This window comes from Cupriavidus sp. HY129, from assembly GCF_059492215.1.
In genome coordinates this window covers 697102-710641 of the sequence record NZ_CP083255.1, presented here as the reverse complement: position 1 = coordinate 710641, position 13540 = coordinate 697102, and the positions used below count along the sequence as shown (strand labels likewise).

Below are 13540 nucleotides of genomic sequence, written 5' to 3'. Positions count from 1 at the left end.
AACAGGAACGGGAACTCATCGATGCCCAATCTTCGACGCAGTTTTCTGACCACGCTTGGCGCCCTGACCGGCGCGGGCGTGGCCACCGCCGCCGGTGCGCGCGATCTGGGCGCTCCAGCCAACCCGAGGTCAGACGCTTTGGAGAAGGTGGTGTCCGTTGCCGACTTTCCGGGGCTGGATGGCACCGGGAGATCGCCTTCGGATGAGGCTTTCCGCGCAGCGCTGCAAGTCGTGGCCGGCCAGGTGCATGCGCCGGCGTTCGGCGAGAACCCGAACAATATCGGCGGCGCGCGAATCGTCGTGCCTCGCGGTACCTATCTGCTGACCAGGCCCGGCGTGTTGTTCAATGCCAGGCAGTTTCCCAGCCGCACATGCGGCTTCACGATCGAGGGCGATGGCCCGCCGGGCACCGTTGTCATCCTCTACAAGCCGGGCCGCGACGGCTCGGGCGCGTTGTTCAACAACCAGGACAAGGCACTGGGCGTGCGGCTGCGCAACCTGCAATTCCACGGCATGGACGCCAGGAGCGACCTGATCACGAGCGTGAGTTCCGGCGGTGCGCAGGACTATGCCTTCGACGATTGCATGTTCACAGGAACGTGGCGCTACGGCGTTGACCTGACCGGCGACAACTGCAATAGCGAGTGGAAATTCTGGCGCTGCACCTGGGCCGGCACGTGGGATTCGTTCCTGCACGTGGGCGAGAAAAACACGTCCGACCAGTTCCTGAACTACTGGTTCGAGCATTGCCGGTACTGGTGCTCCAGCCCATGGATCGACATGCGCCGCGGCGGCCATATCAAGCTGACCGACTGCGATGTGAGCGGCTACGAGCCGTCGGCGCAGACGTACCTGTTCAATCTGCGCGGCAACAACCATGCAATGGGTGTCTGCTCGTTCAAGGCCCACGGTTTGCGGGTGGAACAGAAGTCACGCAACGCCGGCCTGATGCTGTGCGAATGGGAGCAGGGCAATATCGGCTTTCGGGAGTGCGATTTCGGCTCGCAGGGGTTTCGCCCGTTTGCGGCCGATACCGTCTCCGCGGTGTTTTCACCGGGCAATACGGCAGGCGCGCAAGTCGTGTTCGACAACTGCCAGATCATGGGGCGCCACCAGTATGTCTCGGGCAACACGCCGGCCGCGCAGGGGCGGGCGGTCTATCGCAACTGCGACTTCGTGAACTACACCTATCCCGACGAAGCGTTGATGTTCTCGGAGGCCAACAACCTCTCTGCCAATCGCCGCGTGGTGACGCTGGAAGGCTGCCGTGGCAAGGGGGCGGCGAACGTGTACGCCGATGCCGAGATTGGCTGGCACGTGGCCGCATCGGCAGCCGTCAGGACCAAGATCATGGCGCTGAGGGTGGCGCGTGGCCAGCGTGGGTCCATGCCGACGGCGATCCTGCCGCTCAATGCGGTCGTCACGCGGGTTGTCTTCGATACCGCGGGCGACAGGGGGAGCTACGCCATCGTGAGTGGCGATGCCACCAAACTGTCCGTATTCAAGGCAAGCGGGCCGGCCGAGGAACGGCTGCCTTTCCGCTGCAACACGCGGCAGCGCTGCACGCTGACCCTCACGCCCGGGTCGGACCCGGGCGCAGAGGTTGTGGCACTGATCGAATACGTAGGCTAGGCGTCGGTCCGCCGCCGCGTTCAAAGCTTGGCGCGACGGGCGAGCAGGTTCCAGTAGCGTACCGGGAACAGTCTTTCGAGCCACGACATCACGACCGCGTCCGAGCCGACCAGCACGCGGGCGCTACGCTTCTCGATGCCGCGCACGATGATGTCGGCGGCCTTCGGCGGCGGCATCCGCAGCATCTTCTGCGAGTGCGCGAGCCGCTCCTGCATTTGCGCTTGCGGAATGTCCGCGGACACGCGCGCATTCCGGGCAATGGATGTGGCAATGCCGCCGGGGTGGACCACGGTGACGCCGACGCGGCTGTCGGCCAGTTCATGGCGCAGTGCATTGGAGAACCCGCGCACGGCGAACTTGCTGGCCGAATAGGCACTCTGCCCCGGCGGCGAAATCAGGCCGAACAGGCTGGAGATGTTGACGATGCGGGCGTCGTCGCTGCGATGCAGCAACGGGAGGAAGGCACGCGTCATGCGCACCACGCCATGGAAGTTGATCGCCATGACCCAGTCGAAGTCAGTCTCGCTGACCTGTTCAAAGCTGCCGGCCAGCGCCACGCCGGCATTGTTGACGAGGAGGTCGATGCGATCGTGGTGGGCCAGCACCGTTTGCGGAAAGGCTGCCACCGCGTCGCGGTCGGCCACGTCGAGGGTGTGGAGGCTGACTTTCACGCTGCTCAGTTCCGGCAGCGCGGCGGTCTCGGCCAGCCCTTCCTGATTGCGGTCCGCCAGCGCCAGATGACAGCCGCGCTGCGCCAGCGCCTGCGCCACGGCGCGGCCGATCCCGCTGCCGGCGCCGGTGACGACGGCGACCTTGCCCTGGAGTTGCATCCTCGCGCCGCGGTTGTCCTGATTGGATTGCGTCATCGACTTGTCTCCCTTATATGATTTGTGCCCAGATTATGGAGCAGGGCGCGCTGCGCACCGATCCATTTCGACCCTCGTCAGGGAAAACACGCCCCCGCATCGGGGCCTGCCTGCGCGATATTGGAAGAGGTAGACTCCGCGAAAGGTCATTCAGGAGGGAGCCCATGTCGTCGATGCATGAGAAGCGCCCGGGCGTACGCCGCCTGACGGTCTACGCCGGGGCGGCACTCGCGATCCAGATTCCGGTCCTGGGGATATGGATCGTCCGGTTCTACATTCTTGGGGACCAATCGGCCCCCATGTTCGGCATCGACTTCGCGATCTTCTGGTCCGCAGCAAAGGTCGCCGTGGAACATGGGGCGGCCTCGGTGTTCTCGCCGGAGTGGATGCTGCCCATGGAACGCGCCTTGGGGCTCAGCGACTATTCGGCATGGCCGTATCCGCCCACGTTCCTGCTGGCGGTCTTGCCGTTGGGGCAACTGCCCTTTGGCGCGGCGCTTATCCTGTATTCAGTGCTCGGCCTGCTCGTCTATGGCGCAGTGCTGATGCGCATCTGTCACGGTATCGACCGTGGGTATCTGTCGCTGCTGCTGGCGTTCCCGGGTGCTGCCATTGCCATCGGGCTTGGTCAAAACTCCCTGTTCACGCTGGCTGCTGCCGGCGCGGCGCTGGCACTGCTCGAGGTCGAGGCGGCGCTTGCGGGGGTATGCATCGCCGTGCTGGCGATCAAGCCGCAATTTGGCATCCTGTTTCCGCTCGCACTCATCTGCGGCAGGCATTGGAAGGTGTTTGGCGTCTCGGCGCTCTGCACGGCCGCTTTCGTCGGCGCCAGCGTCGTGATGCTCGGGCAGGACGCATGGCGCGCGTTTGCAGCGTTCCTGCCGCAATTCGGTACGCTGGCGGTGGAGCAAGGCGGCAACATGATGTGGCCGGGGATGCCAACCGCTTTCGCGCTGGGCCGCAGCATCGGCCTCTCTGTCAACGGCGCCTACCTGTTGCACGGCCTCGTCGCCGCACCGGCGATTCTTGCGATGGCGTTCCTCTGGGCGCAGCGCGCCAGATTCGAGCTACGGGCGGCCTCGTTCGTCCTCGCCACGCTGCTGCTGCAACCCTACGTCATGTTCTATGACCTGGCCTGGCTTATCTTGCCGATGGCCTTTCTTCTGCGCGATGGCAACAGGTTGCCGCTGTCGCCCCTGGAATGGATCGTCTTCGCCTTGGCCTGGGTGGCGCCGGCTCAGGCGCTGCTGTCCGCGTACCTGCACCAGTATCTCAACGTGCTTCCCATCGTCATGATCGCCTTGCTCGTCATGCTGGTCCGGCGGCATCTGGCGATGACAGCAGTCGCGCCCGCTTATCAGCCATGACGACCCGCCAGCAGGCGCGTAGCGATGCGCGAAAAGAAAAGGCCGCTTGCGAAGAAGCGGCCTTTTCATTCCTGGCGTGGTTCACGCCTGCTTGGCGTGATCGTGGCCGTAGCGGTTCAGGTAGCGGTACTTGCCGAAGTGGTAATGCGAGCGGTACCAGCGTCCTTCGATCTTGAGCCCATTGAACAGCACGCCCTTGATCTCGCCACCTGTCTGCTCCACCAGGCGGCGTGCGGCGGTAAGTTCGGCGGTCGTGGTCTTGTCAGCGCGAGCCACCATGAACACCGCGCCGGCCTTCGGGGCCAGGATGCCGGCATCGGATGCCGCCAGCACCGGAGGCGTGTCGATCAGCACGAGGTCATAGCGGGAACGCAGCTCCGCGAGCAGCGTGTCCATGCCGGGGCTCTGCAGCAGGTCCGCCGCAAGCGGCGGCTCCGCGCCGGTCGCGATGAAGTCCACACCGGGCGCCACGTCGTGCTGGATGACCTGGTCGAGCCGCGTGCCGGTCAGTGCCTCGGTCAGGCCGGGTTTGCGCGACACCTTGAAGCGCTCGTTGAGCAGACCACGGCGCAGATCGCTGTCGACAAGAATCACCTTGCGCCCGGCGGCGGCCGCGACCACGGCGAAGTTGACGCTGACAAACGACTTGCCGGCCTCGGGCGACGGGCCGGTGAATACCACGACGTTGTTGCGCTGCGCGGAGAGCAGTGCGAACTGCAATGCCGTGCGGAACGCGCGCAGGCTTTCGATGGCCGGATCGTCCGGCTGGTCGATTGCCAGCACATCGCCGCCGCTCTCCTTGTTGCGTGCCAGGCGGGCCTGGTTCGGACTCATGGGAATCGTGGCGTAGACGGTCATGCCGCATTGCGTCTCGATCTCTTCGGCGTCGGTGATGCCGCCATCGAAGACGCGGCGTACCCCGACCGCGAGCAGTCCCATGACGACAGCCATCGCCACCGATACGCCCGTGACCAGCATCCGGTTCGGACGCACCGGCTTGATCGGCACGTCGGCGGCGTCGATCAGGCGTGCCGTGCCGACCTTGCTGGCCTTCAGCAGCCGCAGTTGCTGCACGTCATTGAGCAAGGACTGGTAAAGCTCCGTGTTGACCTTCACATCGCGCATCAGGCGCACCACGTCCTGCTCCACGTCCGGCAGCTTCTGGATCTTGCCGGAGACACCGTTGAGCTGCGCGGTCAGGCCTGCGATCTGGCTGTCCAGGATTTCGATCGTGGGGTGATTCGCGGTAAAGCGCACGATCAGTTCCTGGCGCTTCTGACGCAGTTCCTGCAGCTTGCCCTGGATCTGCACCGACTGCGCCAGGATCAGCTTCGACTCCTCGCTGAGGTCGATCGTGCCGCGCTGGTTGCGCATCGCGTTGTAACGCGCCTCGGAGGTTTCCATCTGCTGCTTGAGCTGCGGCAGCTGACTTTCGAGGAAGTTCACCGACTTCTCGGCTTCCGCGGCCTTGCGGCGCAGGTTCTGGTCCACGTACTCGGTGGCGATCTCGTTCAGGATGGCGGCGGCGGTGACGGCCGATGTGTCCTCCAGCGCCACGCCGATCACGCCGCTCTGCTTGCCGCGCTCGCCGATCATCAACTGGTCCTGCAGGTTGGCGATGGCGGTGGCGCGTGGCACGCGGCGCACGCGGAACTGGGTGCCGGCGTGTGCGTCCAGCTGGCTGATGTCGATCGAGACGGTGCCGCTGTCCGTGGCCACCGTCAGCGGCTGGCCGACCGTGCCTTCGGCGGATTTCTCGCTGCTGGCGAACTCGAGCCGGTACTTGCCGTCGCCCAGCGCGGTCACTACCATGCGGCGGTCTTCCATCTGCTCGGGCACGTCGAGCCGGTCGACCACGATCGACTCGCTGCCCCAGGCGAACCCGCCAAAGCCGAACAACCCGGGCTTCGACAGTTCCTTGTTGTAGCTGGCAATCGATGCGCCGATAAGCGGGAAATAGCGTGGCTTGGCGTCGATGTCGAGACGCAGCGTTTCCACTGCCTTGCCCACCACCGCGCGTGAGCGCAGCAGTTCCATCTCAGCCGTGGCTGCTGGTTTCACGTCGAGCCCCGGCGAAATGCTGGCGATCAGCTTGCTCGCGTTATTGGTCGGGTTGGATTCCTCCACCTGGACCATGATGTCGGCGCGGTAGATCGGGCGGGCCATCAGCGCGTACAACAGGCCGACGCCGAGGATCGTCCCCGCGACGACGAGGAAGGTCCAGCGATAGCGAATCAGCACATCGACATAGGACGTCATGTCGACGGCGTTGTCGCTTTCCTCCCATGGCTCTGGCGAGGGCTCTCGAAATTGCCTTACGTTACTCATCATGCCCCTCCGTGGCGGTGTGCCGGTTCTGCCGCATGAATTCTTGCCGACCAGGATTCAACCCCCATCTTGATCAGCCCAAGCGCGATGACGAACATGCTCATCGATCCGCTGAACGGATCTGGCACGTCGGTTTGTTCCTGTTCGCACAGGCGATAGGTCTTGCCGCGCGCCTGGGGGTACATGTCCTCCAGCGCGTCGCGTTGCTCTTCATCCATGACCAGCACGAGGTCCGCGCCGGCGACGAGCGCGGCGCTCACGGCGCGCGCGCGGTGGTCGGTCAGATCGCTGCCCTCCACCGCCAGCAGGCGCACCGCGCGCGGATCGGCCGCGGCGCCTACCGGGGGTGCCAGGCCCGCTGACAGCACGCGGCACTGCGGCAGCGCGCGGCCAAGCAGTGCCGCCGCCATCGGGCTGCGGCACCGGTTGCCGATACACACCACGAGGATCGACCGGATGAATGCTGCTTCCTTTTCCTCTCTCATGACTTCCATGTCTTATGGCTTGACAATGGTGGCCGTGCCAACGACCGGCTGGATCAGCAGCGTCATCACACGGCTCCAGCGCACGAGGTCACGCGCATCCACGTAGACCACGTCCTTGGGTTCGAGCTCGAAGCTCTCGGCGATGGCCAATGCCACTGGCGATGTGCCGTCGAGGTGGTACACCTTCGGCTTGCCGTCGGTGGCCCGGCGAATCACGAAGATCTGTTCGGCGTTGGCCGACGACGGATTCACGCCACCGGCATCGCCCAGCGCTTCGTTCAGCGTCATGCGGCCGTTACGCATCAGCAGCGACGAGGGCTTGACCACCTCGCCTGTCACGAAGATCTTGCTGTCTTCGCGTTGCTCCACGCGAACGATGTCGCCCGATTGCAGCAGAATCCGCGCTGGGTCGGTACCCTTGGCCAGCAGGGCCGGAATGTTGACGTACCAGCTGCGTTCACCACGCGTGACACGGACGCGGCTGTTGTCGCCAGTCAGGTTAAGCACGCCGCCGGCGCGGTTCAGCGCCTCGACCAATGTCATTGGCGCATCGTCGATGGCCAGCATCCCCGGGGTCTTGACCTCCCCATCCACGTAGACGCGCTGGCTGCGGAAGCCGAGCACGCGCACGGTCATCTGCGGGTCACGCACCACGCGCGACAGGATGCGCGCCATCTCGTCGCGCACTTCGTTGGCGGTCTTGCCCGCCACCCGCATGACCCCGGCGTAGGGAAACTGGATATCGCCCGCGGGGCTGACCACGTAGCCAGGCATGTTGGAGCCACCGCTCGACGTCGGAATCTCGAAGGCCGCGCCGATGCTGTACGTCTGCGTCGGGAACACGAGTTCGGGGTGGTCCCAGACCACGACCGAGATGATGTCGCCCGGACCGATACGGTAAGGCGTCGGCGTGCCGTACAGGTCTTCCACGCCGGCATTGGTCGGCTTGGAGTGCGCCTGCTGTTCGTGCACAAGGTCGAGCGTGATGGGTGTGACATCAGGCATCGCGTTCGGGCTCACCGCATTGACCGGCGCACTGGAGCTGAACTGCATCCCCGGAGACACCGCGCACGCGCTCAGCAGCAGCGCCGCGCAGGCCATGGCAAGCGTGGCTCCCAGCGTATGAAACGATCCGGCATCCTGCCTGCAGGTGGCGTGGTCAGGGCATCTCTTCACGGCATCCTCTCCGCAGTCGTTGAAACGAGCGCGGACATCGCAGTCCCGCGCATTTACGTGCATCGTAGGAGCCTGCAATGTGCGCTATCGGTGCGTTTCACCACATTGACGTCCGAAGGACTGCCCCAATGGCCCTTGTCGTGCCGATGTGTTGCGCGGCGCACGGAAGGCCCCTTGACGTGCCGCGTATCGTTCGCACCACTGGCCGCGCATCCGGCCCGTCGGCGCATTCTTGCCGCACCAAAAACAAGGAGGGGGGAAGCATGAAGGGCGTGATCATCAACGCCGACGATTTCGGCTACGACGACGATACGTTTCAGGCCACCGTTGCCTGCTTCGACGCTGGGCTGCTGACCAGCGCGACAATCCTGGCGGGCAGCCCGGCGACAGCAAGCGCGTGCCAGTACGCGCGAGACAATCACAGCCGGTTCTCGTTCGGACTGCACTTCAATATCGTGGAGGGGCGGCGCCCGCATGGCGCGTCCTCCACGCTGTGCCGCAAGGACGGCTCGCTGTTCCCGCCGAAGATCCAGCGCGCCCGCGCGATGGCGGGCCTGATCGACGCCGCCGATATCCGGCGCGAGTTCCGGCTCCAGCTCGACGAACTGCGCGATCACGGCGTGAACGTGTCGCACGTCGATGGGCATGGCCATCTGCACAAGTACCCCGCCGTCATGCGGGTGCTGCGCGACGAAATGCTGCGCGCAGGCATCGAGCGTGTTCGGCCGCCGCAGAACTGCTACTTCCTGAAGAACCACATGCGAGGCGCGATGAACGTGATGCTGCTGCGCCACTTCAATGGCCTGCGCAGCCCGGACTTCTACGTGGGCGCGGATACGCGTCAGCAGGGATGGGCGCTGCGGTTGCCGGCGATGCTGCCGGAAGGCGTGACCGAGATGTCGGTGCACCCGGGATTCGCCGAGCCATGGCGCCGGGAGGAAGGCGAGCCGCTGATGCATCCGACCCCCCTTGCCACCGCATTCAGGCAGGCCGGGGTCGTGTTGATGCGCTATCACGACATCTGACCGGTAATCTGACCCGCCCTTGCCGCTGTCCCGGTCAGTCGGGGCAGTGGCTGATATCCGCTACCGCGCGCGCCAGAACGGCCTCGGCGCGTCCGCGCTGAACCTGGAAGTCGGCGAGCAGCACGGCACGCTGCGATTCGGCCTGCGATCCGGCCTGCGATTCGGCCTGCGTGTCCGTGAGCATCATGTTCCGCAGGTAGGCGATGGCGGCTTCGGCAAAGTCCGCGTCGGCCGGCACCAGCACGCCATTGCGCTCGTCGATCATGGACCCGATGCAGCCACGATCATGCGCGACGACGGGCACACCATGGCTGTGCGCCTCAAGCACGATCAGCGGGGCCGCCTCGTTGTGATAGGTCGTGGGGAACATCAGCACGTCGATTTCCTGGAAGAACGCCTCCTTCTCCGTGCCATGAATCGGACCGAGGTAGCGTGTGCAGGGCGTGCGGGCCAATTCCGTGTCGAACCTTGCGCGGATATCGCGTGCCACTGGCCCCGCGATCCGCGCGCAAACCGGGATGCCGATCTCCTGCGCCAGTCGCACCACCTCCAGGAATGTGAAGATGCCCTTGGCGGCGGTGATGTTTGACAGGAAGCCGACGTTGATCACTTCCGAATGCCGGCGGACCGGCGCCTCTGTCGATGTCGATGCAGGCAGGTCGATGAGGCTCAGGTTGGACAGTACCTGGACACGGTCCGGGGTCAGCCGGTAGAGGCGGGCCAGTTCCGCGCGCATCCGGTCGCACAGCGTCAGATGCCTGCCGCGCGGCGCGCAACGCAGGATCAGGCGCGTGTACCACGTGGGCCGGTTGATGTACGCGAAGCTGTGATGATGGAAGTAGATGGCCATGCCCGACCAGTGCGCCAGTGCCACGAAAGGCGCGTCGAGCAGTTGGCCAAGACCGCCCGAGAGCCCCATGTACAGCGTATGCGGCCGGTTGGCGAGCTGGCCGTCCGTCACGAGCCGGACCATGCGCCAGAGTTGCCGTGCGCGATTGCCCAGCGCCTGCAGACCGCCAAACCGGCCGCCGAACCGGCCGGACGCCCGTGGCGCGACGTCCAGCACCACGACGGGCGCGTGCTGGCGAATCTGGTCCACCATGCGCTGGTTCGATGCTGAGAAGCCGTGATGCGGCGGCGGGAGCGGCCCGAGGAACAGCACCGGCCGCGCAACTGCTGCCGGCGCGCCAGCTTGCGCGAGAGACTGCGCCGGCGAGGGCGGGATGTCATCGTCGACTGGCTGCCGGGCGATGGGGCCGAGGGTATTGGGTATCGTCATGTTCGGGCCCTCTTCAGTATCTTCTGGCAGCCTTTGATGATGGACCGGCCGGCGCGGGCGGGTGTGTACTTTCGCACCACATCAACGCAGTTCCGCATGGTGGCCTGGACGTCGGCGAAGCTGCTGGTCGCCTTCAACAGCACGCGCGCCAGATCCGCGACGTCGCGCGTCACGAACGTATGGCCCGTGCGGCCTTCCTTGATCAGTTCGGGGATGCAACCGCAGCAATCGCTGACCACCGCCGGGCAGCCATAGTTGAGCGCCTCGTTCACGACCAGGCCCCAGGCTTCCGTGTGGCTCGGCAGTACCAGGCACGTCGCACGCGAGTACTGCTGCGCCAGTTGATCGATATCCATGGCGCCCAGGAATTGCGCGGCGTCGCCAAGGCCCAGTGACCGGGCCAGTTCCGGCAACTGGTCGGCCTCGACGACAGGCCCCGCCAGTACCAGCGTGGCGGCCGGCAGTTGCCTGCGCACTTCCACGAACGCCCGGAGCAGGTCCTCGATGCCCTTGGCGCGGCATACCAGGCCCGCGAACAGGAAACGTGGCGCCTCCGCCGTCGGCGCGTTGGCGATCCGCATTCGGGTGGCTTCGGTCGCGTTGTACGAGTGCGGCAGCGCGGCGGCCTGGCAATGGCAGATAACTTTCGTGGGGTCGGCACCCATCGCGATCGCGTACTCGGCGGAGCGTCGGCCGTAGACGAACACCCCATCGCACCGGCTGAAGAAGAACCGCTTCAGCCGCCGCTTCATCGGATGGTCGACCTGGTCCTGGATGGTGGAATCGCAGAACACGGCACGACGCTTGCCACTCAACATGCACGCTACCAGCATTGCCCAGAACTCCACGCGATGGTAGCCAGGCATCAGGATCAGACGGTTCTTCGAACGCCAGACCTCGCGCATGAGCCGTAGCGACATCTTCCACGTCGGAATCGCCTCGTACGGTTCATCGAAAAGAATCTCGTACGGGTACCGGTGATAACTGGTGTCGACGCTGCTGTAGGCCGTGCGCCCGTATCCCGTGGACGAGATATGGAAGAAGCGCACCTTATGCCCGGCTTTGTGTGCGTGAGAGAAAGCTTCGCTGAATACGGCTCCCTTGTACCTAGGCCATAGGATGTTGTGATAGATGTCGATCATTGGCAGCCATGAGTTCCCTGTTTGGTTTCCGCATTCCCGTTATCTAGTTGACTTGAGCGGAATCTCGTTCTGATGGCGCGGCCGCCTGCGAATGCGGACGCGTCTGGTTCCGCGGGGCAGTGTCCAGGCGTGGCCGCAACGGCCGGCAAGGACTGCCCACGCAGAGCATGCCGGCAGGCATGTCGGTAAATACCGCGCTGCGGGCGCCGATCACGGCGCCTTTGCCGATGCTTACGCCCGGCGCGATAAAGGTGTGGCTGGCCACCCACGCCTCGTCCGCGATGCGGATAGGGCGTCCCTGGATGGCGAAGTCGCTGCTGCGGTAGTCATGGTCGCCGCCGCACAGGTAGCTGAACTGGGATACCACTGCGTGATTGCCGATCTCGATCTCGGCCAGGCTGTACAGCTCGGCGCCGTCGCCGATCCACGCGTAGTCGCCGATGCTGACCTTCCACGGATAGGTGATGCGGACGCTGGGCCGGATGACGACATGACGGCCCACGCGCGCGCCAAAGCGACGCAACAGCCAGCAGCGGAATCCGTTGGCGAAATGCGGAGAGTGGTGAAAGAACAGGCTCTGGACGCACCACCACAGCTGCACGACAACGGCGGAGCGGCCACGGAAGCCGGGTGGCATGCGGAAAGTCGACAGGTCCTGAAACATACAGCAGGCTCCTAATGCCGGGCTGGAACCAGCCCGAGCCTTGTTCCCGGTCAGGCCGGTGACGATGGTTTCATCATGGCCGCGCGCTGGCGTGCGTACCGTACGCCAGACCACAAAGCGGTCACATGACGTGTGCCCGGCCTTATTTCCCGGCCAGGTCGGCGGCGGCCTGATCGGCTACGCCACGCGGGGCACGCAATCGCAGCAACGTTCGCTCGAATTCCGCCAGCACGGCGTCCCGGTCGAGATGAGTGGCTGCCCACGCCTTTCCGGCCGCCCCAAGTGCCTGACGGCGCGGCGGATCGTCGGCCAGCGCCGCGATGGCATCGGCCATTGCCACGCTGTTGCCGGGTTCGACCAGCGAGCCGAACTGAATGACCAGCTTGCCCAGCTCGGTGTCCGGTGCGGCAGTGGCCACCACAGGTTTGCCGCTGGCGAGCATGTTCGTGAGCTTGGACGGCAGCACGAGGTCGGCGGCGTCGGCCCGCTGGGGCATCAGGTGGATGTCGGCGCAATCGAGCAACGCCGGGAAGTCTTCGGCCGATTGCAGCGGGAGGAAATGCACGCGTGCCAGGCCTTCGCATTGCGTGCGCAATGCCGGCACGCCGGAGCCTGCGCCGCAGATGATGAAATGAAGGTCATCGCGCGAGCACAGGTGCCGCGCCGCGTCGGCCAGGATCTCGATGCCCTGCTTGGTGCCGATGGTGCCGGAATATAGCGCCACGACGGCGTTCGCCGGTATCCCAAGGCGTGCGCGGAAATCCGCCTCGCCACGGCGCGCCAGTGCCGCCAGATCTACCCAGTTGGGCAACATGGAGACGCGCGTGGCGTCCACGCCTTTCTGGCGAGCCAGTGCCACCATCGTGTGCGAGATCGATGACACATGGTCATAGCGCCGCATGATGAAGCGCTCGAACGTACTCGCCATGCGTTGCGGCAGGCCGCCCTTGAGCAGCCCCAGCTTGAAGGCGGCATCGACCTCGTAGTCCTGGATATGCAGCCATGCCTTCGCGCCGGTGAGCCGGGCGAATAGCAGCGTCGCGGGGCTGCAGAACAATGGCGGCTCGACCGTGAACACCACGTCGGGGCGCCATGCCACCTGGCGAGCCAGCCATCCAAGGCTGGTGACGGCGAACGACGCGAGATGCAGCAGTCGCTTCACGCCGGACGGACGCTCAGGCACCCACAGTGGCGCGCGCATGACGTCGACGGCGTGGCGCATCTCGCGCCGGTAGCGCAGGCCCCGGTATGCCCGGTCGATCTTCCAGGCAGGGTAGTAGGGCGGCGCCGTGATCACGCGCACCTGATGCCCGCGCGCGGCAAGCCATTCGGCCTGTTCTCCGGTGTACTTGCCGATACCAGTCAGTTCCGGCGCGTAGTTGAGGCAATAAAGCAGGATTTTCATCGGTCTACTTCAGTACTGCCGCCCCGGGCTGGTCAGGGTGGAGGTATCCATTCGGGACCCACCGTTGGTCAGTGCGACAAGGCAGGTCATTCACGTGCGAAGTGTAGGGAGAGTCGCCGGAAGGGAACGTTCGCCTCCGCACGCACGCGCCAGCACCTGGCACGGTTGTGC

The 13540-nt window shown here is 65.2% G+C and carries 11 protein-coding genes; 3 read left to right on the top strand and 8 right to left on the bottom strand.

The features are described 5' to 3' along the window. Nucleotides 1-21 precede the first annotated feature (21 nt). Nucleotides 22-1632 carry a hypothetical protein gene (locus K6G35_RS19625; RefSeq protein ID WP_495676883.1) on the top strand — a complete coding sequence of 537 codons (1611 nt, stop codon included), beginning with the start codon at nt 22-24 and terminating at the stop codon, nt 1630-1632. 20 nt (nt 1633-1652) lie between these two features. Here K6G35_RS19625 and K6G35_RS19620 read toward each other — a convergent pair whose 3' ends face one another. Further along, nucleotides 1653-2498 (bottom strand): SDR family NAD(P)-dependent oxidoreductase, encoded by an 846-nt coding sequence (locus K6G35_RS19620; protein WP_495676882.1) that lies wholly within the window; start codon nt 2496-2498, stop codon nt 1653-1655. A gap of 164 nt (nt 2499-2662) precedes the next feature. Between K6G35_RS19620 and K6G35_RS19615 the strand changes: the two genes are divergently transcribed. After that, on the top strand, nt 2663-3865 hold the full coding sequence (locus K6G35_RS19615; RefSeq protein WP_495676881.1) for a glycosyltransferase family 87 protein: 1203 nt from the start codon (nt 2663-2665) through the stop codon (nt 3863-3865). Between the two features lie 81 nt (nt 3866-3946). Here the strand turns inward: K6G35_RS19615 and K6G35_RS19610 are convergent, their stop codons facing one another. The 3 genes from K6G35_RS19610 to K6G35_RS19600 are packed head-to-tail and all read right to left on the bottom strand — an operon-like array spanning nt 3947 to nt 7779. Next, nucleotides 3947-6193 carry a polysaccharide biosynthesis tyrosine autokinase gene (locus K6G35_RS19610; protein WP_495677115.1) on the bottom strand — a complete coding sequence of 749 codons (2247 nt, stop codon included), beginning with the start codon at nt 6191-6193 and terminating at the stop codon, nt 3947-3949. After that, nucleotides 6193-6687, bottom strand: a complete 495-nt coding sequence (locus K6G35_RS19605) for a low molecular weight protein-tyrosine-phosphatase (protein WP_017510949.1) — start codon at nt 6685-6687, stop codon at nt 6193-6195. The genes K6G35_RS19610 and K6G35_RS19605 overlap by 1 nt, the downstream gene beginning before the upstream one ends. Nucleotides 6688-6690: 3 nt before the next feature. Continuing rightward, nucleotides 6691-7779, bottom strand: coding sequence for a polysaccharide biosynthesis/export family protein (locus K6G35_RS19600; protein WP_008647828.1), 1089 nt, complete (start codon nt 7777-7779; stop codon nt 6691-6693). Between the two features lie 338 nt (nt 7780-8117). On the opposite strand from K6G35_RS19600, the gene K6G35_RS19595 reads away from it, so the two are divergent. Beyond that, nucleotides 8118-8879 (top strand): ChbG/HpnK family deacetylase, encoded by a 762-nt coding sequence (locus K6G35_RS19595; RefSeq protein ID WP_008647826.1) that lies wholly within the window; start codon nt 8118-8120, stop codon nt 8877-8879. Between the two features lie 34 nt (nt 8880-8913). Here the strand turns inward: K6G35_RS19595 and K6G35_RS19590 are convergent, their stop codons facing one another. From K6G35_RS19590 to K6G35_RS19575, 4 genes are all read right to left on the bottom strand, one after another. After that, nucleotides 8914-10158, bottom strand: a complete 1245-nt coding sequence (locus tag K6G35_RS19590) for a glycosyltransferase family 4 protein (RefSeq protein WP_495676880.1) — start codon at nt 10156-10158, stop codon at nt 8914-8916. Then, nucleotides 10155-11207 (bottom strand): glycosyltransferase family 4 protein, encoded by a 1053-nt coding sequence (locus K6G35_RS19585; RefSeq protein WP_495676879.1) that lies wholly within the window; start codon nt 11205-11207, stop codon nt 10155-10157. The genes K6G35_RS19590 and K6G35_RS19585 overlap by 4 nt, the downstream gene beginning before the upstream one ends. A 136-nt stretch (nt 11208-11343) precedes the next feature. After that, a complete protein-coding gene (locus K6G35_RS19580; RefSeq protein ID WP_008647820.1) occupies nt 11344-11964 on the bottom strand; it encodes a putative colanic acid biosynthesis acetyltransferase in 621 nt (206 codons plus the stop codon). Nucleotides 11965-12106: 142 nt separating this feature from the next. Next, on the bottom strand, nt 12107-13369 hold the full coding sequence (locus tag K6G35_RS19575; RefSeq protein WP_495676878.1) for a glycosyltransferase WbuB: 1263 nt from the start codon (nt 13367-13369) through the stop codon (nt 12107-12109). Between the last annotated feature and the right edge of the window lie 171 nt (nt 13370-13540).